24 protein-coding genes are annotated in these 21551 nt (G+C 35.9%); 10 read left to right on the forward strand and 14 right to left on the reverse strand.

What is annotated here, in order from left to right:
* The first annotated feature begins 54 nt into the window (after positions 1–54).
* From ACQ76T_RS06550 to ACQ76T_RS06560, 3 genes are all read left to right on the forward strand, one after another.
* Positions 55–522, forward strand: coding sequence for an SMI1/KNR4 family protein (locus ACQ76T_RS06550; protein ID WP_431342517.1), 468 nt, complete (start codon positions 55–57; stop codon positions 520–522).
* Positions 523–721: 199 nt separating this feature from the next.
* Positions 722–2932 (forward strand): tetratricopeptide repeat-containing sensor histidine kinase, encoded by a 2211-nt coding sequence (locus ACQ76T_RS06555; protein ID WP_431342518.1) that lies wholly within the window; start codon positions 722–724, stop codon positions 2930–2932.
* 1 nt (position 2933) lies between these two features.
* Entirely contained in the window at positions 2934–3563 is a 630-nt protein-coding gene (locus ACQ76T_RS06560; protein WP_431342519.1) for a response regulator, read from the forward strand.
* Positions 3564–3646: 83 nt separating this feature from the next.
* Here ACQ76T_RS06560 and ACQ76T_RS06565 read toward each other — a convergent pair whose 3' ends face one another.
* Both ACQ76T_RS06565 and ACQ76T_RS06570 read right to left on the reverse strand, forming a co-directional pair.
* Complete coding sequence (locus ACQ76T_RS06565; protein WP_431342520.1) at positions 3647–4213, reverse strand: hypothetical protein; 567 nt, start codon at positions 4211–4213, stop codon at positions 3647–3649.
* A gap of 78 nt (positions 4214–4291) precedes the next feature.
* The gene (locus tag ACQ76T_RS06570) at positions 4292–5368 is read right to left on the reverse strand and encodes a resolvase (protein ID WP_431342521.1); all 1077 of its coding nucleotides are present in this window, start codon (positions 5366–5368) and stop codon (positions 4292–4294) included.
* A gap of 158 nt (positions 5369–5526) precedes the next feature.
* Between ACQ76T_RS06570 and ACQ76T_RS06575 the strand changes: the two genes are divergently transcribed.
* The gene (locus ACQ76T_RS06575) at positions 5527–6087 is read left to right on the forward strand and encodes a hypothetical protein (RefSeq protein WP_431342522.1); all 561 of its coding nucleotides are present in this window, start codon (positions 5527–5529) and stop codon (positions 6085–6087) included.
* Positions 6088–6192: 105 nt separating this feature from the next.
* Here the strand turns inward: ACQ76T_RS06575 and infC are convergent, their stop codons facing one another.
* Together infC and thrS are read right to left on the reverse strand one after the other, a co-directional pair.
* Positions 6193–6693: a translation initiation factor IF-3 gene (gene infC, locus ACQ76T_RS06580; RefSeq protein WP_027372223.1), complete on the reverse strand. Its 501-nt coding sequence runs from the start codon at positions 6691–6693 to the stop codon at positions 6193–6195.
* 151 nt (positions 6694–6844) lie between these two features.
* Complete coding sequence (thrS, locus tag ACQ76T_RS06585) at positions 6845–8764, reverse strand: threonine--tRNA ligase (protein ID WP_431342523.1); 1920 nt, start codon at positions 8762–8764, stop codon at positions 6845–6847.
* A gap of 92 nt (positions 8765–8856) precedes the next feature.
* Here thrS and ACQ76T_RS06590 point away from each other — a divergent pair, with 92 nt between their 5' ends.
* Positions 8857–10044, forward strand: a complete 1188-nt coding sequence (locus tag ACQ76T_RS06590; RefSeq protein ID WP_431342524.1) for a DUF4932 domain-containing protein — start codon at positions 8857–8859, stop codon at positions 10042–10044.
* 20 nt (positions 10045–10064) lie between these two features.
* Complete coding sequence (locus ACQ76T_RS06595; protein WP_431342525.1) at positions 10065–11039, forward strand: dipeptidase; 975 nt, start codon at positions 10065–10067, stop codon at positions 11037–11039.
* Between the two features lie 174 nt (positions 11040–11213).
* Here ACQ76T_RS06595 and ACQ76T_RS06600 read toward each other — a convergent pair whose 3' ends face one another.
* Entirely contained in the window at positions 11214–12758 is a 1545-nt protein-coding gene (locus ACQ76T_RS06600; protein WP_431342526.1) for a hypothetical protein, read from the reverse strand.
* Between the two features lie 148 nt (positions 12759–12906).
* Between ACQ76T_RS06600 and ACQ76T_RS06605 the strand changes: the two genes are divergently transcribed.
* The 4 genes from ACQ76T_RS06605 to leuB all read left to right on the forward strand — a co-directional run bounded on the left by ACQ76T_RS06605 (position 12907) and on the right by leuB (position 17415).
* Positions 12907–14070 carry a 2-isopropylmalate synthase gene (locus ACQ76T_RS06605; RefSeq protein WP_431342527.1) on the forward strand — a complete coding sequence of 388 codons (1164 nt, stop codon included), beginning with the start codon at positions 12907–12909 and terminating at the stop codon, positions 14068–14070.
* A 28-nt stretch (positions 14071–14098) separates the two neighbouring features.
* Complete coding sequence (leuC, locus tag ACQ76T_RS06610; protein ID WP_431342528.1) at positions 14099–15487, forward strand: 3-isopropylmalate dehydratase large subunit; 1389 nt, start codon at positions 14099–14101, stop codon at positions 15485–15487.
* Between the two features lie 214 nt (positions 15488–15701).
* Positions 15702–16310, forward strand: a complete 609-nt coding sequence (gene leuD, locus ACQ76T_RS06615; RefSeq protein ID WP_431342529.1) for a 3-isopropylmalate dehydratase small subunit — start codon at positions 15702–15704, stop codon at positions 16308–16310.
* On the forward strand, positions 16291–17415 hold the full coding sequence (leuB, locus tag ACQ76T_RS06620; protein ID WP_431342530.1) for a 3-isopropylmalate dehydrogenase: 1125 nt from the start codon (positions 16291–16293) through the stop codon (positions 17413–17415). The genes leuD and leuB overlap by 20 nt, the downstream gene beginning before the upstream one ends.
* Before the next feature lie 101 nt (positions 17416–17516).
* Here the strand turns inward: leuB and ACQ76T_RS06625 are convergent, their stop codons facing one another.
* From ACQ76T_RS06625 to ACQ76T_RS06665, 9 genes are all read right to left on the reverse strand, one after another.
* A complete protein-coding gene (locus tag ACQ76T_RS06625; RefSeq protein WP_431342531.1) occupies positions 17517–17702 on the reverse strand; it encodes a hypothetical protein in 186 nt (61 codons plus the stop codon).
* Between the two features lie 74 nt (positions 17703–17776).
* Entirely contained in the window at positions 17777–17923 is a 147-nt protein-coding gene (locus ACQ76T_RS06630; protein ID WP_431342532.1) for a hypothetical protein, read from the reverse strand.
* A 56-nt stretch (positions 17924–17979) separates the two neighbouring features.
* Positions 17980–18120, reverse strand: coding sequence for a hypothetical protein (locus tag ACQ76T_RS06635; RefSeq protein ID WP_431342533.1), 141 nt, complete (start codon positions 18118–18120; stop codon positions 17980–17982).
* Between the two features lie 17 nt (positions 18121–18137).
* Positions 18138–18743: a DUF4230 domain-containing protein gene (locus ACQ76T_RS06640; protein ID WP_431342534.1), complete on the reverse strand. Its 606-nt coding sequence runs from the start codon at positions 18741–18743 to the stop codon at positions 18138–18140.
* 3 nt (positions 18744–18746) lie between these two features.
* Positions 18747–19310: a TlpA family protein disulfide reductase gene (locus tag ACQ76T_RS06645; protein WP_431342535.1), complete on the reverse strand. Its 564-nt coding sequence runs from the start codon at positions 19308–19310 to the stop codon at positions 18747–18749.
* 6 nt (positions 19311–19316) lie between these two features.
* Positions 19317–19784 (reverse strand): hypothetical protein, encoded by a 468-nt coding sequence (locus ACQ76T_RS06650; protein ID WP_431342536.1) that lies wholly within the window; start codon positions 19782–19784, stop codon positions 19317–19319.
* A 98-nt stretch (positions 19785–19882) separates the two neighbouring features.
* Positions 19883–20284, reverse strand: coding sequence for an energy transducer TonB (locus ACQ76T_RS06655; protein ID WP_431342537.1), 402 nt, complete (start codon positions 20282–20284; stop codon positions 19883–19885).
* Positions 20285–20695 carry a hypothetical protein gene (locus ACQ76T_RS06660; protein ID WP_431342538.1) on the reverse strand — a complete coding sequence of 137 codons (411 nt, stop codon included), beginning with the start codon at positions 20693–20695 and terminating at the stop codon, positions 20285–20287. It abuts the gene before it with no gap.
* Positions 20696–20706: 11 nt separating this feature from the next.
* Positions 20707–21423: a hypothetical protein gene (locus tag ACQ76T_RS06665; RefSeq protein ID WP_431342539.1), complete on the reverse strand. Its 717-nt coding sequence runs from the start codon at positions 21421–21423 to the stop codon at positions 20707–20709.
* Between the last annotated feature and the right edge of the window lie 128 nt (positions 21424–21551).

Genomic DNA, 21551 nt, shown 5'->3' on the forward strand with positions numbered 1-21551 from the left:
TATTTCTTATCCAATTGTAAACAAACCGTTTTAGCTTATATACTTGATTTAGATATGCTTGAAGAATTTAGAGAACTGATTAGAAGAATCGAAAATCTGGATGAAAAACCAGAATTTCACGGACCAAATTCCAAAAAAAATATTACAAAAATTGAAGACGCTTTACAGTTGAAATTTGATGATTTTCTGAAAGCCTACTTATTAGAATTTGGTGGTGGCGGAATTCCTGAACTATTGTATACCAATGGAATCGTACCGGATAATCCACTGAGTGGTAATATAAGTACACTTTTTGGCGCCACTGTTTTTGCAAGGCACAAGTTTCAGTTGCCCTATAATTTTTTGGTGATTAATTCCAGTTTCCCATCAGACGTTTTGGTTTTAGATTGCCAGTCCGGAAAAATTTATCATTATGATATGGTATCAAAAAATAGAAGCTCAACATTATTTTCGAGCTTTGAAGATTACCTTCTGACAGAATGGGATGCTCTGATTGAAGAATATGAGAAGATCACTCAATAAAGTTCGGATCTAAGGGATTATGTATGGAATTGCGAAGACACAGTTTTTTGTAAAACAGAAAATTGAAGAACCACACCTATCAATAAAAAAATAGAAAGTGGAAATCTTTAGCTGAGCAGCATGATTGTGGCGTAAATTAGTGTGTATTTTGCCTATATTTACGTTCTTTATTATAACACAACTTAATAGATATAAAAGTTTGGTCTACAGATTACTATTGCTATTTACTTTACTTATTTCTCCTTTTTTCATCAAAGCACAGGAAGTTTTAATAAAATTAGAAAAGGAATATAACAATGCTTCAGATAAAACAACAGAGCAGCTTAATCTGGCTCCTAAATATGCGAAAGCATTATTTCTGCAAAATAATAAAGAGAAATCCTATCAGATTTTAAAAACGAATATTTCTATCGCAATAAAGCAGGTTGACGGGAAATATGCTACGATTTTGTATGCGGTGCAGGCTATAAACTACCGACTAGACAATAAGAATTCTGAAGCTTTGAAAAGTCTGGATTTAGCCCATCTGTATAGCTTAAAAACAAATAGTAACGAAGCAAAAGGTTATCTTCAATACGCAAAAGGCTGGATTCTTTCGCGTAATAACAAAACAACTGATGCTGTAGCGGCTTACCTGAAAGCCATTAATTATTACGAAAATTCGCCAACGACTTCCACTTTATACGGAAGATTCGCCACCGCAGTTAAAGAGCTCTCTACAGTATATTCCAATCTGAATGAATATCAGCTTGAAGAAAAGTACAGTAAACAGTTTTTGCTACTCGCCTCAAAGCAAAATGATCCTAATCTGACCTTCGATGCCTATATGAGAATCGGCTATGTATACGAACAGAAATATGCTCAGAATCCTTCAAATGTTGAATTTCGAAATAAAGCAGAGCAATATTATCTGCTGGCTGTTACCACTTTCAACAAAAGTAAAGAGGTGATGCTCAACAAGAGCAATTTATCGTATGCCGCTATCAATTTGGCTAATCTGTATATCAGCTTTAACAGAGATAAAGCTATGCATTACGCCCAATTGGCCAACAAAATAAGTTTGGAAACGGGAGAAGCTATTCATATTGCTTCTTCATTTGGAATTTTAGCGGAGCTGGCTATACAGGATAAAAATTATGATGTAGCGAAATCTTACTTTCTGAAAGCATCCATGGAAATTGGAAAAAGCCCGGTTCGGGATCAGAATATTGAGTTGTCCATCCTTGAATCTCTGTCTGGAATCAGTGAACAGCAAGGCAATTATAAAGAAGCATTGATGTACTATAAAAGTTTTGTAGACAAATACAAAAGTGTGTACGACCAGGAAAAGCTTGATATTACGAAAAGGCTGGAATCTCAGTTTGAAAAAGAAAGACAGGAACAGAAGTACATAAAACTACAGCTGGAAAGTGATAAAAAAGCACAAAAGATCAAGCTGATGAATATCTTACGCGCACAACGCGAACAGGTTTATAATAACTTAAAACTGACAGAAGAAAATCAGCGCGAACGGTTAAAATTTTCTGAACTCGAATCCGAAAAAAGAGCGCAGCAGCTTCGTTTGGCAAAATTGGAAACCGAGCGAAAGAACAACGACATTAAGAATTATAAAGAACTGTTGATATTCAAAGAAAAGATCAATACATATTACTTTGTATTTATAATCATTTTCATTGTTTTGATCATCTTATTGCTTTATGGTTATAAACAGCGTGTAAAGTCCATGAAACAAAGGGATGAACTGCACGCTCTAGCCATGGAAAAGGAAAAGCAGAACACAAAAATAGCTACCCTTACAGCACTTTTAGAAGGGCAGGAGCAGGAGCGTGGCCGTTTAGCCCGGGACCTTCATGACGGATTAGGTGGATTGCTCTCCGGAACCAAGCTGCAGCTGTCTTATCTTGATCCTCATCAATCTGAAACTATAGAAAAAGGAATCTCGAAATCGATCAACCAGATTGACGGTGCTGTAGAAGAACTGAGACGCGTAGCACACAATTTAATGCCCGATTTATTAATAAAATATGGGTTAGAAGCCGCTATTAAAGAGTTTGCCAGCCGAATGTCGACAAATGTATTGAATATCCATACCGAATTCATCAATTACAGCAATTCCATTTCAGAAGAAAAACAGCTTATTGTGTACAGAATTATTCAGGAATTGGTTAATAATGCTATAAAACACGCCAATACTTCAGAAATTATTATTCAGATAAGCGAAGAGGAAAAGGTACTCAATATTACCGTAGAAGATAGCGGAAATGGCTTTGATCCTGCAAGCCAGAATATGAAAAAAACAGCAGGTTTTCACAATATAGAATCAAGGGTTCAATTTTTAAAAGGAACGATGAATATCACATCCGAATTGAATATTGGGACCAGTATAGAACTTCAAATTCCTATTCATTGATATGATAAAAGTAGCCATAACAGATGATCATCCACTTCTATTGGAAGGGCTGAAAAATATTTTAGGAAACAGTGATACAATAGATGTAGTAGATTGTTTTAAAAATGTCACCGAAATGAATGCAGGTTTAGAAAAGCAGTCCATTGACATTTTGTTGCTGGACATCAACCTGGCAGATATCAACAGCATCGAGCTTATAAAGCCTTTAAAGAAAAAATACAGTAATCTTCAGATTATTATGCTGAGTGTTCACAATGAGCTGCCTGTTATCAACAGTACTCTTGCGGAAGGCGCATTAGGGTATATTCAGAAAAATGCCTCAGTTTCCGAAATATTGGAAGGCATCAGTACGGTATATTCCGGGACGCGATTTTTATGCTCACAAACGAAGTCGGTATTAGAGAAGAAATCATCGGATGGTTTGAACCAGGTTCCCAAGCTGACACGGAGAGAAAAAGAAATTTTAGCAGAAGCAGCGAAAGGGCTTACAACCAATCAAATGGCAGAAAAGCTTTTTATCAGCCCACATACGGTAGAAAGTCACCGAAAGAATCTTATTGAAAAATTTCAGACTTCCAATCTTAGTTCTGCGATTAAGCTAGCCATAGAATATGGTTTGATAATTGAATAATATAGGTATAGCAAAAAGGCCTGCTCACATCACGTAAGCAGGCCTTTTTTTATATAATCAAATACATTCGGTGTCTGAAATAACTAATTGTTGAATTTCAATATAGCCTGGAACAGATTTTTCTTGCCTATAAGATCATATTCGTCATTATATGCAGGTTCATACATCAGAACATAGGCATTTTCATTAAAATCTTTTAAATTGACAGCCTGATCTGTCATAATATCATAAAACCTTGTGATGGTACGCGTGGCTGTCCATTGTTTTGTATTTCCTTTAGGTGTCTTATCAAACCTGTGATCCTTTGCATCTGTATAGTACCAATACGAAGGCGCCTGATCCATCAGAAACATTTCTTTGTCTTTATTATAAAGCTCTTCCGCCATCCCTGTATTCTGAAACCATGGAACTTCCGCATTGTAAAGACCTGAAGCAGCTGTATAAATATCTTTATTCGTGGTAGCTCCAAGTAAAAAGCCTTCAAGTCCTGTAGAGGTAATTTCGAATTGAAAGGGAGATTTTTTTAGCTCATAAACATTATTTACGGGCTCAATTACTTTTCCATCCTGTTTGATCATTACTTTTAACGACTGTGCAAAAGCCAAACAACTTAATAAACAAAAAAGGATTGCTAAACTTATTCTTTTCATTGTATATTTTTAAAATATCTGCTGCAAAGATATTCGACTTTAGTTCGATAAACACTGGCTGGTTTCAGGGGTTTTTGTTTAGAAAAGATTCGTTTTCAGTTGAATTTTAATGTAAGCAGCCTTTCGCTTTTTATTGAGAGCCGATTCTGAATTAAGAGGATATACTTCTGCATAATAGGTGTCATGATCTGTCCAGAATGCTTTTTTATCATCAGCTATTTTGAAATTGGTAAAGTTAACATACAAAAGATTGTCCTGCTTTTTAGTGGACGGAATATAGGTGCTGATCAAAAAATTACTCCCCACATCATTATTGGATGAGACAGCGGATATCCAGTTTTTCGAAGGAATAATTTGTGGATAGCCCTCTGTTCCCAAGTCATACGTGATCGCATTTTTTATATTGAAAAAAGAATAATAAGAAGCGATTACTTCGTCAGAATGTTCTTTAAAAACTTCCAGATCCAAATGCGGGGATCGCCCTATGTATTCATTAGCGAGAAGTCCGGTTTCTGTGGATACGCTTTCGTACTGTGTAATGAATTCATTTTTTCCATTTCCAGTATATACCCAATTGTTATCCTTCACTATTATATGTGGATTTTTTACCAATACTTCATCAATCCGTTTTTTTGACGCTATTTTAAATTCTTGTTCCGAAACTTCAGCAATTGTGCCGAATTTTGCAAAAGATTTATTTTTAAAGTCATCGGATTCTTTAAACGTACTGCTTCTAATCTCATAGAGATTAACTCCTTTTAAAGTCAGTTCAAATGCCGCCTGAAATTCAGATTTCAACACAAAAGCTTCAATGCTGTTCGAAATATTATTATTGATGCTGTAATGAATGGAGTAGAAGTCATCAAATTCTTCAAATCCATAATAATTGTCAAGTTTATTGTAGGCGATCTTCAGATGAGCTGCATTTTTATTTGGAGACACAAAAAACTGTACAGAATCCATTTTCGTAAATACCTGAAATGGTACATCCTGTATATTATCTACTCCTTTTATCTTTTTAAAATCGGCAAACGTTATCTTTTTTTGTGTAACTTCAGATTTTGACGGGATATTTCCTGTCGTTTTATCTTTTGGACTGCATCCCGCCAAAACAATAAGTGTAGAGGATATGACGAATTGATTGAATATTCTCATTGCATATTTTTTTGGTAAAGGTATCAGTATCTGTTGCAGCAACCAACAAAACACCCTGAAATAGGCAATAAATGGCTGAAAACAGGGATATTTTGAATGAGAGATTTTGAAGAATTTTACCAAAGAAAAACTAGAATATTGTAAATTGTTTTATTAACATGAAAAATGTAATCATCAACTTTTCAGTTGTAATGGCCTTAATGGCTTCCTGTTCACCTTCCTCGGAAAAGAAAGCAGTGGAAAATGTTGCAAAAAGCACAAAGACAGATTCAATTTCTATATCGGTCCCCGAAAAGAAAGAGGATAAAGAATCTGAAATCCCAGACGAGCTTTCATCATTAGTGCCTATTGATGTGCTAGAAAGTAAAAGTACTAATGTATTTGAAAAATATGGGATTGAATTTTCTGGAAACTGCTATTCATGTGACTTAGCAGGTTTATCCATCACAAAAAATAAGATGACCTGGACCAATATCTGTGATAAGAAAGATGCTTTCGAAGTTCATGATTTTACATTTTCTGTTGAAGGGAAGAAAACCATTATCAAAACAGCAGAAAGAACTTATATTCTGACTCAGATCGATAAAGCACCTGTTTATGAACTTGTGATTGAAGGTCAAAAGCTGAAATTGGATAACAAAAGAATTTCCAAATATTTTACCACGAAGAAAGCTTTGCCTCTTTTCAAAGAACATGATTGCGGAGATTTTGAGGGATAATTCCGTCCTTATCTGTAACAGGGTATAATAGAATTATTTAGCCTAAAAAAGTACAAAAAAAGCCTCAAAGTAATTTGAGGCTTTTTATATAAAATAATGACTTAATTATTTTGCTGGTTTTTTAGGACTCATCATCATAATCATCCTTTTTCCTTCAAGTTTAGGAAGCTGGTCTACTTTACCAACATGCTCTAGTTCCTGAGCCAGTTTTAAAAGCAGGATTTCTCCCTGATCCTTAAAGATAATCGAACGTCCTTTAAAAAATACGTAGGTTTTCAGCTTAGAACCTTCTTCAAGGAATTTTTCAGCATGCTTTTTCTTGAATTCATAATCGTGATCATCTGTCTGAGGTCCGAAACGGATCTCTTTTACAACCACTTTTACTTGCTTAGCTTTTAGTTCCTTCTGTTTTTTCTTTTGCTCATATAAGAATTTTTTATATTCTAATACTCTTGCAATAAATGGTTCTGCCTTGTCAGAAATCACTACTAAATCCAATTCTTGTTCCGCCGCAATTTGTCTTGCTTTGTCAATTGGATAGATTCCTGGCTCTACGTTATCGCCCACTAAACGAAGCTCTCTCACACGAATTTTATCGTTGATCAAGTGTAAGTCCTCTTGTACCGGACGTCTCTGTGGGCCCCTGTTGTTAAATCTTTGTGCTATTGTATTATAATTTTATTGGTTAACTTTCTATTTATGTAAAATATTGAGAGATTACTGATTGGTACATCTCTCAATACTTCAATTCTTTTTTCTAAATGGCTGCTTCTTTCTTGAAATAAGCTACAAAATCTTCCATTTTCATTACTCCAAGATCTCCTTCACCACGTCTTCTTACAGAAATCGTGCCTTCTTTTTCTTCATTTTCTCCTACAACAAGCATGAATGGAATTTTCTTCAATTCAGCATCGCGGATCTTCTTACCAGTCTTCTCGTTTCTGTCATCAATCTGACCGCTAATATCGTGATTTTCCAAAAATTGTGAAACTTTTTTTGAATAATCTACATATTTTTCACTGATCGGTAGAATTATAAACTGATCCGGGCTCAGCCACAATGGGAAATCTCCCGCCGTATTTTCCAGTAAGATAGCGATGAAACGTTCCATAGAGCCAAATGGTGCTCTGTGGATCATTACCGGTCTGTGCTTCTCATTATCATTTCCAATATAGTGAAGATCGAATCTTTCCGGAAGGTTGTAATCTACCTGGATGGTTCCAAGCTGCCATTTTCTTCCTAAAGCATCTTTCACCATAAAATCAAGCTTAGGACCATAGAATGCTGCTTCACCGTATTCAATTACAGTTTTTAAGCCTTTCTTCTGAGCCGCATTAATGATTGCACTTTCTGCTTTTTCCCAGTTTTCATCAGAACCGATATATTTTTGCTTGTTTTCAGGATCTCTTAATGATACCTGAGTAACAAAGTCCTCAAATCCTAAAGACTTGAACACATAAAGTGTAAGGTCAATTACTTTTTCAAATTCTTCAGAAAGCTGATCCGGAGTACAGAAAAGGTGAGCATCATCCTGAGTAAATCCACGAACTCTTGTTAACCCGTGAAGTTCTCCACTTTGCTCATATCTGTAAACAGTTCCGAATTCCGCATATCTCTTTGGCAAATCTCTGTAGCTCCATTGTGAAGTTTTGTAAATTTCACAGTGGTGAGGACAGTTCATTGGCTTCAACAAGAATTCTTCTCCTTCATTTGGCGTTTTGATAGGCTGGAAGCTGTCTTCTCCATATTTATCCCAGTGTCCTGAAGTTACATATAATTCTTTTGCTCCGATGTGTGGAGACATTACAAATTCATACCCTCCTTTTTTCTGAGCATCAGAAAGGAAATTCTCCAGTTTTCTTCTTAAAGCAGTTCCTTTTGGCAACCAAAGTGGTAAGCCGGCACCTACTTTTTCAGAGAATGCGAAAATTCCAAGTTCTTTACCTAATTTTCTGTGATCTCTTCTTTTGGCCTCCTCTAATCTTTCAAGATATTCTGTAAGATCTTTCTGCTTAGGGAAAGAAATACCATATACTCTTGTTAATTGAGGATTTTTTTCATTTCCTCTCCAGTAAGCTCCTGCTGCATTTAAAATCTTAACAGCCTTTACAATTCCTGTATTGGGAATGTGGCCACCACGACATAAGTCTGTAAAGTTATCATGCGTTACAAAAGTAATTTCTCCATCATTAAGATTAGAGATCAATTCTACTTTGTAAGGATTGTCTGCATATGTTTTTAAAGCATCTTCTTTAGATACCGGATATAAAGAGAATGTAGACCCTTTCTTTGCATTTTCAAGGATCTTCTTTTCAATCTTTTCAAAATCTTTTTCAGATAAGCTTTCATCCCCGAAATCTACATCATAGTAGAATCCGCTTTCGATTGCCGGACCAATGGTCAACTTAGCATTAGGATAAAACTCAAGGATTGCCTGCGCAAGCAAGTGGGCAGAAGAATGCCAGAAAGCTTTCTTTCCAAGATCATCATTCCAGGTCAAAAGTTGTATCGTAGAATCCGTGGTTATAGGTGTGGTGGTTTCTACTTGTTTGTCATTAACAATTGCGGAAATGGTGTTTCTAGCCAATCCCTCGCTTATAGATTTCGCCACATCGAGAGGAGTAACTGCTCCTTCGAATTCTTTGACACTATTGTCTGGAAGTGTAATTTTTATCATTGTTTACTAAGAAATTTTAAGATGCAAAAATACGCATTTTTTAGATAATATACTATATTAGCATATATTTAGAATGAGAATTAATATTAAAAATGAAAAAGATCCCGGTTGTTTTTATCTCGTTGGGTTCCATATTCGGTTTTTCCCAGAAAAATAGCTCCAGATTTTCGGTTTCTTACCATAAAAACGTTGAGACTTATTTTCTTGCTGAAATTCTTTCTGCAGACCATAGGAAAATCAATAAGGATTTTGAACTCTATAAGATCAAAGAATGTTCTGCCTATCAGCCTATTGTTAAAAATGCTTTGCAGAAATTTGAGCGATTGAAAAATTCAAAAATAGCTTTTTTAACAGCCGAATTGAATGATGTTTTACTGGAAAAATACGGGATGGGAAATGATATTTTGATGAAACCATTAATGTATCACCGTGAATTTCCTGCCGGAGACTGGCTGAATGAATATCAGGTTGACAATAATAATTTAACCAAGGAACAAAATAAAGAAGCGACAGATTTAATCAAAAATTATCTTTCAGAACTTTCAAAATTCTATACAGAAGAAAATATTTCTCAATTTTTTGCCGAAAATAAAGACTTTTACACGGGCGGAATCAAAGAATATAACCGACAGATTCCTGAAGGATTTACCAATGCTATGGAACAATTCTACGGAGAAAGCTTTAATAAATACACAATTCTGATTTCACCTATGATGATGTGGCCTATTGAAGATAATGAAGGAAGAGGAATTGCGACAGAAATGATTCTGAAATCGGGAAAAAAGGATATTTACGAGATCGCAAGTCCGTTTATGAAGGTAGAAAAACCTGGAGATTTTGGTTACGACAATCAGTTTCAGGCAAGGTTTTTAAGCATTCATGAGTTTGGGCATTCTTTTGTGAATAAAGAAGTGTATGCACACAAAGATCAATTGACCCGATTTAAAGATTTGTTTGAACAGTCAAAATTAAAAGAAACCATGATCAAAACAGGAGGGTATGGAGATTATCAGACTTGTGTTGCTGAGCATCTTGTAAGATTGGGAGAAATCCAGACGGCAAAAATTCAAAAAGATGTTGAAAGAGCAGAAAAGCTTGAGGCTTATCATGTAAAGAATAGCTTTATTTTCATTCCCTTATTACAGGAGAAACTGAAAGAATATAATGCCAACCGACAAAAATATAAAACATTTGGTGAGTTTGTTCCTATATTGTTGAAAGTTTTTGAAAACAGCTCTGTGGAGTTTATCAATAGTGAACTCAGTAAAATAAAAAAATAAATACCAACAATAATCCTAATATGAATATGATAAATATTGATCTGCACTGTGATCTGTTGTATTACCTTTTAGATCCAAAAGCAACTATTGATGACAGGGAAATCGGATGCTCACTCCCTTATCTGCAGGAAGGAAATGTAAAGCTTCAGATCATGGCGATGTATGCAGGAACGGGCAAGAACAGTACAATGTACGGATTGGAGCAGAGTAAACTGTTTTCAGATCTTATTAAAAACGAAAATTTTTTCCTTTTTGATGGAGACAATGACCAGCCAGAGGACAACAAAAATAAAGTAGGTGTTCTGGCTTCTATTGAAAATGCTTCCGCTTTTTGTGATGAAGATCAAAGTCTTGAATCCGGGTTTAAAAATCTCGAAATGATGATTGAAAATACCCGGAAAATCTTTTATATCGGAATTACACACCATACAGAAAATCGTTTTGGAGGAGGAAATAATGCGACTGCAGGTTTAAAAGAAGACGGAAAGATCCTGATAGACTATATCTCCGACAAAAAAATAGCCATTGATCTTGCTCATACAAGTGACCAGCTGGCGTACGATATTTTTAATTATATCGATCAGAGAAATTATTCAATACCTATTCTGGCAAGCCATTCCAACTACAGAACTGTTTATAAAAACAACAGAAACCTTCCAGATGAACTGGCCAAAGAAGTGATTAAAAGAAAAGGACTTATTGGGTTGAATTTCATCAAAGATTATGTGGATATTGATCAGCCGGAAAGACTTTATGAGCACATTCAGTATGGGCTGGATCTGGGTGGAGAGAACAGCATTGCATACGGAGCCGACTATTTCTACTGGAAAAATCATCCGGAAACATCACGGCATCCGTTTTTCTTTCCGGAGCACTCAAATGCGTCTGTTTACCCTGCCATCAACCGGGAAATTGAAGAAAGGTTTTCCTCAGAAATCGTAGAGAAAATCAGCCATAAAAATGTTTTGGATTTTATAAAAAGTATTTGGAAATAAAGATGTGTTCAATGAAGAGACTTACATTAATTATTAAAGGTCTTTATTGAAGGAGGGAATTGTTGTGAACCACCCCGTCAAATCTTCGATTTGCCACCCCTCCGGAGGAGAGGAATTGTCACTCTTTCGTTTGTGATATTGAGGGGAATCGAAGATTTTTCGACGTTGGATGGTTTAATTTTTTCGTTTATATTTCACTTTTCGTTTGATAATTTCAATAACATCCACATTCTGAACCTTAGACTGTATCCAACCGTGAATGTCGATGTAAAATAATGATCTTCTGTAGTATTCATTTTGAGAAAACTCATCAAGTTTTTTATCGAATTTTTCAAATGCTTTCTGTTGCTGATCCGGAACCTGGTTATTCAGGTTTTTGAAAAACTGAATGCTTTCAAAGTGAAACTCTTCCGGTTTTTTCATCTTTTTGGCAAATTTGAGAGTGGAAGCAATAAATTCATCATAATCTTCATCATGCCCGGATTCATACTTGGCCATTAAGATCAATATTCTGGTATGGAAAAGAAGGTCTTCCTGAACATTTCCTTTAGATTCCAGCACTCTTGTAGAATATTCGATAGATTTTTCGAACATTTTACTTCCGAAAAACATAGCAGCCATTTTAAGATAAAGAATCATAAAGTGGTGTTCATCAATACGTTCTCTCAGTTTTTCCATTTTGAGTTCAATCTCGGGAATCAGCTTTGTACCCGTGAAAAATTCTCCTTTTACAAAGTGAATATTCATTAATGTATTATACTGTGTGAGAAAAATAAGAGACTGCAGGTTTTCATTCTGGGCAAAACTTTCGGCATGAACCGTTTTATTGAAATTTGCAAAATGTTCTTCAAGAATATCAATATTTCCATACAGGAACAGAATTTTGAGCAGATACGTGTTTCCTTTAATATACCAAACAGGATGACTGAAAATCATTTCCGGTTTTTTATGAAAAAGATCCACCCATTGATAAGCATATTTTAAGGTATATTTATAATCCTGAAGCAGTTGGTTTTTCCATACATGAGCTTTAAAATACCAAAGCTTTTCAGTAAAATTAAGCCTGTCAAACGTGATATTTTTGATCTGAGAGTTGAAAATTTCAAGAACTTCTTCCCGGTCGGCATCATTTTTTACATAGCCATGAGTAAGCATTTCACTGTATAATCTCAGCGAAAGATTTGATAGTTTTGTCGTATATCGGTTCTGTCGGCTTATTTCCTGAGATTCACGGATAAGCTCATCCGCACGACCTTCAATACTTCGGGTAATGAATTGTGATTCAATTACTTTTTCAAGATCGATAACTTCCGAAGCAATACTTTTTTCATCCAGCTCCAAGGCTGCCTGTTTCGTTTTGTCCAATATTTTTAAGGCCTGTTTATAAAGCCCTTTTTGGTATAAAATATTAGCAAAATCAAGCTGCTCGCGAAGCTGAATTCTATAGTTCTGATGACTCGGGTTCATGCGGAGGCTCACCAGAATTTGTTTGTAAAGATGAGCCTTCAGGTTAGAAAGCTGTTGCTTGGTCGAAATTTTCTTTTCGATAATAATGCTTTCATCATACTCCTTCATCTTGTCTATCTCTGAAAACAACAGGAGAAATTTGGCATCTACGTTGATTCCGAGACGGTTGACATACAGCTTAAACTGTCGCTTCTCAGAGGTGGTCAATGACTTTACCAGTACAAACAAAAAATCTTTCTGCAATTCTGCCATTGTAAATTTTTAATTATTAAAATGTTGATTAACAAATAAATATGGGTATTTCTTCAACTATTGGATATTGTAATTTTCAGAAAAAGCGAAAATAAAAAAATATTGCAAGCTGTAGTTTTGAGCCAAAATTAAGTAAAAAACTTCATTTATGAATTCCGAAAAAATTGAAATTTTTGATACCACACTGAGAGATGGGGAGCAGGTTCCGGGATGTAAACTGAACACGGGACAAAAACTGATTATTGCTGAAAAGCTTGATGAGCTGGGAGTTGATATCATTGAAGCAGGATTTCCTATTTCCAGCCCTGGAGATTTTGAATCTGTTTCAGAAATTTCAAAACTGGTAAGAAATGCAAAGGTTTGCGGATTGACAAGAGCCAATAAAAAAGATATTGATACAGCCGCAGAAGCTTTAAAATATGCCAAAAGACCAAGAATACATACAGGAATCGGAACTTCTGATTCGCATATCAGATATAAATTCAATTCCACAAGAGAAGATATTATTGAGCGTGCGGCAGAAGCGGTAAGATATGCCAAAAGATATGTAGAAGATGTGGAGTTTTATGCAGAAGACGCCGGAAGAACAGATAATGAATATTTAGCGCAAGTATGTGAAGCAGTCATCAAGGCCGGAGCGACGGTTCTCAATATTCCGGATACAACGGGGTATTGTTTGCCTGAAGAATACGGCCAGAAAATAAAATACCTGAAAGAAAACGTAAAAGGCATCGAAAAAGCGGTCTTGTCTTGCCATTGTCACAACGATTTAGGCTTGGCAACTGCTAATTCTATTGCCGGGGCAATCAATGGTGCCCGTCAGATCGAATGTACTATTAACGGCTTGGGAGAAAGAGCAGGAAATACAGCTTTGGAAGAAGTGGTGATGATTTTAAAACAGCACAGAGATCTAAACCTGTATACCGATGTTAATTCCAGAATGTTGAATGAAATGAGCGTGATGGTTTCTGATCTGATGGGAATGTCCGTACAGCCTAATAAAGCAATTGTTGGAGCCAATGCTTTTGCGCACAGTTCAGGAATTCACCAGGATGGGGTAATCAAAAACAGAGAAACATACGAAATTATTGATCCTGCAGAAGTAGGAGTAAATGCATCATCTATTATTCTTACCGCGAGAAGTGGCCGTTCTGCATTAGCGTACAGATTCAAACATATCGGTTATGAAGTAACCAAGAATGAACTTGATTTCCTATATCAGGAATTTCTAAAGATTGCTGATCTAAAAAAAGAAGTATGTAATGATGACTTAAGTCTTATGATGGACACTTTCAGCAGAAAGATAGGGTAGGTTTGATTTAACATTGAGAAAAAGAAAAATGAAGAATAATAGAAAGACACTTTTTGATAAAGTTTGGGATGCTCATGTTGTGGAAACAATTCCCGACGGACCTCAAATCATTTATATAGATAAACATTTGATTCACGAAGTAACCAGCCCACAGGCATTTGCAGAGTTGGAATCCAGAAATTTGAATATTTTCAGGCCAGAGCAGATTGTTGCTACAGCGGACCATAATGTTCCGACCCTAGATCAGGAATTACCGATTCGTGATGATCTTTCAAGAAATCAGGTACATCAGCTTACACAGAACTGTGAGAAAAATGCTATTGAACTGTTTGGTTTAGGACATCAGTACCAGGGTATTGTACATATCATCGCTCCTGAGTTGGGAATCACGCAGCCCGGAATGAGTATTGTGTGTGGAGACAGCCATACTTCCACTCACGGTGCATTTGGCTCAATCGCTTTTGGAATTGGTACCAGTCAGGTTGCACAGGTATTTGCCAGTCAGTGTTTGCTTTTGAATAAGCCGAAATCTATGAGAATTACGGTAAACGGTAAGTTGAATGAAAATGTTCAGCCTAAAGATGTTATTCTTTATATCATTTCTAAAATAGGGACCGATGGAGGAACAGGATATTTCTGTGAATATGCCGGAAATGTTTTTGAAGAAATGTCGATGGAAGGCAGAATGACTGTTTGCAATATGAGTATTGAAATGGGAGCCAGAGGAGGAATGATTGCGCCGGATGAGACTACTTTTGAATATGTAAAAGGAAGAGAATTCGCACCAAAAGGTGAAGAGTGGAATGAAAAAGTAAACTACTGGAGCACTTTAAAAACAGACGAAAATGCTGTTTTTGATAAAGAACTTACATTCGAAGCTTCAGAAATTTATCCGATGATCACTTATGGGACTAACCCGGGAATGGGGATTTCTCTTCACGAAACTGTCCCGGCTCCTCAAAACGAATCTGAGGAAAAAGCATTAAAATATATGGGATTGGAAGCCGGACAGGCTCTTTCCAGTATAAAAGTGAACTATGTTTTCATTGGAAGCTGTACCAATGCCAGAATAGAAGATTTCCGTTCAGCCGCACAATATATTAAAGGAAAAAGTAAATCGGCGGCAGTAAATGCTCTGATTGTACCCGGTTCTCAGCAGGTTGTAAAACAGATTTATGAAGAAGGGCTGGATAAGATATTCAGTGATGCAGGATTTCAGATTCGCCAACCGGGATGTTCAGCGTGTCTTGCCATGAACGATGACAAAATTCCGGAAGGGGAGTACTGTGTTTCCACTTCCAACAGAAACTTTGAAGGCAGGCAGGGGCAGGGTGCCAGAACGATTCTCGCAAGCCCGCTAACAGCTGCAAAAGCAGCTATAGAAGGTAGAATTTCAGCTTTTGAAAGTTTAAATTAAAAAGGAATTTAACCACATAGACACAGAAAGAGATAATCCGTAAGTAAAAAGAAAGTTCCATTTGCTTGCCAAAAAGAGCCCTTACGCTTTTTGAAAATTTTTTTGATTTTAATTCTTATGTGAACTTCTTATATGAAGTCTTTTATATCTCTTAAATAAATTGAAATCTCTTTTGTGTCTTTTTGTGGTTCTAAGTCTAAACAATATAGAATACATGCAAAAATTAGTTGTTATAAAATCCAGTGCAGTTCCACTGCCTGCAGAAAATATAGATACGGACCAGATCATTCCGGCAAGATTTTTAAAAAGCATAGATAGAAAAGGCTTTGGAGAGAATTTATTCAGAGACTGGAGGTTTAATATCCATACCGGAGAGCCCAATCCTGATTTTGTACTCAATAATCCAAAATTCAAAGGAGAAATTTTGGTAGCCGGTAATAATTTCGGTTGTGGAAGCAGTAGAGAGCACGCAGCGTGGTCTTTAACAGACTATGGTTTTAAGGTGATCGTTTCCAGTTATTTTGCCGATATTTTTAAAGGAAATGCTTTAAACAATGGACTTCTCCCTGTAAAGGTTTCTGAAGAGTTTTTAAAAGAGATTTTAGAAGGAATTAATGAAAATCCTGATAATGAAATTGCTATTGATGTAGAACTGCAATCCATTAGTTTCAAAGATACTACTGAAACTTTTGAGATTGATTCCTATAAAAAAATATGCCTTTTAAATGGGTATGATGATATTGATTTTCTCATCAGCAGAAAACAGGCGATTACAGAGTTTGAACAAAAAACACAAAAAACAAATGAGCGACAATTATTTTAACATCGCAGTTCTTCCAGGAGACGGAATAGGTCCGGAAATCATTGGTGAAAGCATCAAAATATTAGATGCAATTGCAGAAGCTTTTCAATACAAATTTCATTTTGAATATGGATTGATAGGCGCAGATGCTATTTTTAAAACAGGGGATCCTTTACCTGACGAAACGTTAAAAATTTGTAAGGAATCTGATGCTGTTCTTTTCGGGGCGATTGGTGATCCTTCATTTGACAATAATCCGGAAGCTAAAGTAAGGCCGGAACAAGGACTTTTGAAACTTCGTAAGGAGCTGGGGTTGTTCGCCAATATCCGTCCTTTAAAGACTTATGATTCATTGATCGAAAAAAGTCCACTTAAGAGAGAGATTATTGAAGGAGCTGATATCCAGATTTTCAGAGAACTCGTAAGCGGGATCTATTTCGGGGAAAAGTATACAGATCCTGATGGCGAATATGCTTATGATATCTGCAAATACAGCAGAGAAGACATCATTCCGATTGCTCATATGGCATTTCAGGAGGCTCAAAAAAGAAATAAAAAACTGACCCTTATCGATAAGGCTAATGTACTGGATACTTCCAGACTTTGGAGAAAGATCTGCCAGGAAATAGCTCCAGAATATCCTGAAGTACAGCTAGATTATATGTTTGTAGATAACGCAGCCATGCAGCTAATCCTTAATCCTAAGCAGTTTGATGTTATTGTAACAGAGAATATGTTTGGAGATATTATTTCTGATGAAGCAAGTGTCATCGGAGGTTCTATCGGTTTGCTTCCTTCGGCGTCTGTTGGAGATAAAAATGCTCTGTTTGAACCTATTCACGGATCTTATCCTCAGGCAAAGGGTAAAGGAATTGCGAATCCTATAGCCTCTATTCTAAGTGTGGCTATGATGCTGGATCATCTTAATCTGCATTCGGCAGCAAGTAAGCTAAGACAGTCTGTAGAACACGCTATTGAAAATAAATATGTGACGATAGATTTGAATACTAAGCAATATTACAGTACGAGTGAGGTAGGAAGTTTTATTGCTGATCATATCAGATATTCTGAAAAGTCTTATTACAATTTCGAAAATGTAAAGATCGGAAAGTCAACCATTGTATAAAAACAAAAAGTTCAATTAGATAGTTAGAAGAAAGGTTCCGTCTCGCATGAGACGGAACCTTTCAATTTTTATTTAATAAATAAGAAAGCTATATTTTTTATTTATTTTTTAGTATTATCCGTTTTCCCTGATTTGTTTTTGGAAGCTTTTTGTACATCTTCTTTATCAATATCAGGCGGGTTGGTCTTCTTTGATGAAGCAGGAATATCCTGAAAATCCTGATTCTGCTTTTTAGTTTCTGCGGTGTTGGCAGATTCTTTCTTTTTACTGTTTCCGTTTGAATCCATAACTTTAAATTTTTAATGTCAAGAATATTGGTATTATCATTCAAAGTGTTTGCCAAAATGGGAAAAGTAAGCAATTATCCTCCTCTCGTTCCTGATTTAGATGTTGAAGACTTTGGAAGTTCTTCTTTATCAGATCCGGACTTCTGTGGAGAGCCGTTTTCAGGATTCTGGTTTTGCTGAATTTCTCCAGACTGATTTCCTGTGTTTTCTTTAGGATTCATAGGTTTTGGTTTTTAAGTTGAAATCATTGTTTTCTTTCTTATCAGCCATTGACCCATTAGCCGCCAGTCTTTCCGGATTTATTCGTAGAAGATTTTTGAATATCTTCTTTTTCTACTTTTTTCGGTGCCGGGCTGCTTTCCGAATCTTGGTTCTGCAAGGCTTCTTCCGCAGCTTTTTTGTTTTCTTTAGGATCCATGGTATTTGTTATTTAACTTAGAGTCCTAATATACCAATTTTCCCGGTCTTATCCTCTATTGAATAATTTAAAGCCTTAGCTAAAACGAAAACATTGTTAAGATTTTCCATTAACTGTTTACGGCCTTCACTTCTCAACTGGTTCTGATCAATAGATTTTACAGCCGTTTCCTTCGCTTTTTCAGTTACACCTTTAATATCTTTTTCGGTAATTCTATTGAAAAATGAATCGTCCAGTGACTGTATCTCAACACTTGGAGTGATTCTTATGTCTGCATCAGGAAGTTCGGTAATCACCAGTTTTTTGTTGATGGAGTCTACCTCAATCTTCATTTTATTAAGATCATAAGAAACCTGCGCATTGGTTTTGGTGTATGTAATAATACTATTGCTTGAAACTTCTTTTCCAAATACTTCATAACCCATCTTGGTTTTCTGCATGCTGGAAGTGTTCTGTTCCATTACTACCATCTTGTTCATCTTGGAGATCTGGTTGGTAAGGATATAATAATCCGACTGTTCCGTTTTTCCACCAAGGTTCAGACATGACTTTAGTCCGAAAAACAGAAGTACCATCACTCCTGCTCCGGCCACAAAGGATAAGATTGCTTTATAATTTCTCAAAATCTATTTAAAAATTTCTTTGATTACTGATGAATCATTTTTTTTCAAAATTTCTGCCAAATCTCTTTCGATATAGCCGGAAGTAGGCATTTCGACAATTCTTCCCACTTCTTTTCCGTATCTTTTAAGAATGATTGTTGGAACCTTCTGTATGTTGTAAAGGCTTTCTTCACCTGAAGGCGATTCTTTTTTACGGTTCACTGCAATGATGGTCAGCTTGCTGTCCGGATAGTTGGATGCTTCAAGGATCTTCATTAATCTTGGAAAATCTCTGTGGCTGTCTTCGCACCATGTTCCCATAAAAACGATAACATCATAAGACCCGATCTTTTCTTTCTTCAGCTCACTCACTGCCTTTTGATCAAGTGCATATTCATCATGTTCCTTTACGTACCAATCTGCATAAGGAGCTTTTAAAAACTGTTCTTTTCGTTGGTTTCCCAAAAGCATTTTACCATCTTTCTGAGTGTCTACCTCACGGTTTACCACCACTTTCTGAGCGCTCAACTGCTGTGCAGCGAAAAAGAGGCTTGAAAAGGTAACAAGATTTGTAATAAATTTCTTCATATTGTATTATTTCTCAATAATTGATTGTAGATCAGCAGGAGAATAGTATTTGTTTTTTAATACTTTATGATCAGCCTGTCGGTAAACATTAAATTTTTCACCAGACTTTTCATAAAAAGATTCTACTTCTTTTTCTTTGTAAAATTCAACTGTTTCTTTTGCCTGATTTTCATTGTCACATGCCTTCGACATATTAGAACGCTGAACTTCGTTGAATAACTCTACAAATTTATTGCCAAGTCCGAATTCAAGTACCGCGCCACTCAAAACATATTGCAAATCACACAGTGCATCAGCAATTTCTACGATGTTATTGTCTGCAATGGCTTGTTTTAATTCGTTTAATTCTTCCTGAAGAAGCTCTACTCTAAGGTTGCATCTTTCTGGAGAAGGAATTTGTGGGGTATCTAAAATAGGGGCTTTGAAAGTAGTATGGAATTCTGCTACTTGGTTCAGACTATCAATTTTATCCATGAAATTTTTTATTTCCTACAAAGATAGAAAAGGATTTGTAAAATGGGAAATGTACAGAAACAAAATACATCGTTGAAAAGGATAGGCTATAAAGTGTTTTAATCTAAATCCGTGGTTTTGAAATTGAAAGGTATTCTGAATTTGGTGCTTACAGGTTTTCCTTTAATTTTTGCAGGATTCCATTTCGGTTTTATTTTTTTCATAGCAGATTTTATATCCTCAAAAAAACGGTCACTATTTTCTACTTTAGGTTCAATATCTATATCTGAGATCATACCTTCAGGATTGATAATAAAAGAAATGATGAATTTTCCTTTGGCTTTGTAAGATTTCGTGTCCACATAAGTTTCAAGTTCCTTATTGATCTCTTTTCTTAATTCGGACATACCTCCAGTCATCGTAGGGTACTGATATAGTTTTGATAAATCGTAATCGGATTTGTAAAAAAGTCCACAATTTAGAATTTGTGGACTTTTAATATGATGTAGAAAGTATTTCAATTACTCGTATTTCCAGATTCCGGAGATTGTCAGTGCCGTTAATCCCGGTTGTTTTTCCCCATAGCTGAATACACAGAAATAGTGGGAATGACAGGAAGAGCAGTCGGTGCCAAAATATAAAGTTGGTAAATTATTCACCGTCAACTCTCCAAAATGAGACATTCCTTGGGAGGTTCTATTGACGATTTTCTGTTCCAATAATGTGCTTTCGGATACTACTTTATCCTCATGATACACCTGGGAAATTGGAAATCCTGACTGATAGGGAGTTATTTCAATTGTATTTTCATGATGGCAATTACAGCACGTAAAAGTGGTATTAGCAGAAGGAATCGTTTCATCATTGATAAAAGAATTTTTGCTAACGAGTGCTTTTTTAACAAGGGTTATTTTTCTTGAAATTGAATACATTTGAATACAATTTATGGCTGAATTACAGTGCCTACTAAGTTAGGATATTTTCCACTTGGGCTTTTCTTAATAGTAACTTTTATATAACCTTCTTCTGCCAGTTTGTTCCATGTTTTCTGGTAGCCGGTATTGATGTCGATAGGAATTTTCCACATGGTCTGTTTTCCTTTTCCTGCCTGGTTGAACCAAGGGATGATATCTGCTGTTTGGGTTTTGAACTGCATTGCATTATTCAAGACATCAATCTCATAGTAGAAATCGTACTTGTCTTCTGATTGGTTGAGAGCTCTTTGTGTGAAAGTGTACACATATCCATTGATAATCGGGCTCGTGAAGCTTCCCCCCAAAGTAGGTACGCCTGTTCCGGTATAATTACCAACAGCTCCGCTGTATCTGTCGAATTTTTGTCCAGCCTGTAAAGGAACATCATCAACAATATTATAACCGCCGTTTGCTGGTGGCCAATTACCGTTCAGATTGTTAGCTTTAAACAGAGCTTCTAATTCACTCCATTTCCCTTGTTTGTATAGGTCGTAAATCTGACTTCTGAGAGTAGCGTTTACGGTATTTCCGGGATCGTAGGTTGTTGCAAGTTCATCACCGTTTTTGTAAAATACAGTGGTGACCTCACTGGGTGGATTGCTGATTTCCTCTTCTCTGTCTGAGCTACATGCTACCGAAAGGGAAGCGATGGTTAATACAAAAAAGTACTTAAATAGATGTTTCATATAAAAAATTTAAATTGTTTTCAATTCAATGAGGTATTGTGGGACATACGATTTTAGTACCTCTTATGAAACACGATTCTTGGGATAGTTGATCAGTATTGTTTTTGTGAAAAAAGGTGTATTGATTT

The sequence above is a fragment of the Chryseobacterium sp. JK1 genome, from assembly GCF_050632815.1.
In the GTDB taxonomy this organism is placed as follows: Bacteria; Bacteroidota; Bacteroidia; order Flavobacteriales; family Weeksellaceae; genus Chryseobacterium.

What these genes read in the sequence shown, in the direction of transcription:
- ACQ76T_RS06550 (WP_431342517.1), top strand. Translation starts at nt 55, where the DNA reads ATGCTTGAAGAATTTAGAGAACTGATTAGAAGAATCGAAAATCTGGAT.
- ACQ76T_RS06560 (WP_431342519.1), top strand. Translation starts at nt 2,934, where the DNA reads ATGATAAAAGTAGCCATAACAGATGATCATCCACTTCTATTGGAAGGG.
- ACQ76T_RS06565 (WP_431342520.1), bottom strand. Translation starts at nt 4,213, where the DNA reads ATGAAAAGAATAAGTTTAGCAATCCTTTTTTGTTTATTAAGTTGTTTG.
- ACQ76T_RS06570 (WP_431342521.1), bottom strand. Translation starts at nt 5,368, where the DNA reads ATGAGAATATTCAATCAATTCGTCATATCCTCTACACTTATTGTTTTG.
- ACQ76T_RS06575 (WP_431342522.1), top strand. Translation starts at nt 5,527, where the DNA reads ATGAAAAATGTAATCATCAACTTTTCAGTTGTAATGGCCTTAATGGCT.
- thrS (WP_431342523.1), bottom strand. Translation starts at nt 8,764, where the DNA reads ATGATAAAAATTACACTTCCAGACAATAGTGTCAAAGAATTCGAAGGA.
- ACQ76T_RS06590 (WP_431342524.1), top strand. Translation starts at nt 8,857, where the DNA reads ATGAAAAAGATCCCGGTTGTTTTTATCTCGTTGGGTTCCATATTCGGT.
- ACQ76T_RS06595 (WP_431342525.1), top strand. Translation starts at nt 10,065, where the DNA reads ATGAATATGATAAATATTGATCTGCACTGTGATCTGTTGTATTACCTT.
- ACQ76T_RS06600 (WP_431342526.1), bottom strand. Translation starts at nt 12,758, where the DNA reads ATGGCAGAATTGCAGAAAGATTTTTTGTTTGTACTGGTAAAGTCATTG.
- ACQ76T_RS06605 (WP_431342527.1), top strand. Translation starts at nt 12,907, where the DNA reads ATGAATTCCGAAAAAATTGAAATTTTTGATACCACACTGAGAGATGGG.
- leuC (WP_431342528.1), top strand. Translation starts at nt 14,099, where the DNA reads ATGAAGAATAATAGAAAGACACTTTTTGATAAAGTTTGGGATGCTCAT.
- leuD (WP_431342529.1), top strand. Translation starts at nt 15,702, where the DNA reads ATGCAAAAATTAGTTGTTATAAAATCCAGTGCAGTTCCACTGCCTGCA.
- leuB (WP_431342530.1), top strand. Translation starts at nt 16,291, where the DNA reads ATGAGCGACAATTATTTTAACATCGCAGTTCTTCCAGGAGACGGAATA.
- ACQ76T_RS06625 (WP_431342531.1), bottom strand. Translation starts at nt 17,702, where the DNA reads ATGGATTCAAACGGAAACAGTAAAAAGAAAGAATCTGCCAACACCGCA.
- ACQ76T_RS06630 (WP_431342532.1), bottom strand. Translation starts at nt 17,923, where the DNA reads ATGAATCCTAAAGAAAACACAGGAAATCAGTCTGGAGAAATTCAGCAA.
- ACQ76T_RS06635 (WP_431342533.1), bottom strand. Translation starts at nt 18,120, where the DNA reads ATGGATCCTAAAGAAAACAAAAAAGCTGCGGAAGAAGCCTTGCAGAAC.
- ACQ76T_RS06645 (WP_431342535.1), bottom strand. Translation starts at nt 19,310, where the DNA reads ATGAAGAAATTTATTACAAATCTTGTTACCTTTTCAAGCCTCTTTTTC.
- ACQ76T_RS06650 (WP_431342536.1), bottom strand. Translation starts at nt 19,784, where the DNA reads ATGGATAAAATTGATAGTCTGAACCAAGTAGCAGAATTCCATACTACT.
- ACQ76T_RS06660 (WP_431342538.1), bottom strand. Translation starts at nt 20,695, where the DNA reads ATGTATTCAATTTCAAGAAAAATAACCCTTGTTAAAAAAGCACTCGTT.
- ACQ76T_RS06665 (WP_431342539.1), bottom strand. Translation starts at nt 21,423, where the DNA reads ATGAAACATCTATTTAAGTACTTTTTTGTATTAACCATCGCTTCCCTT.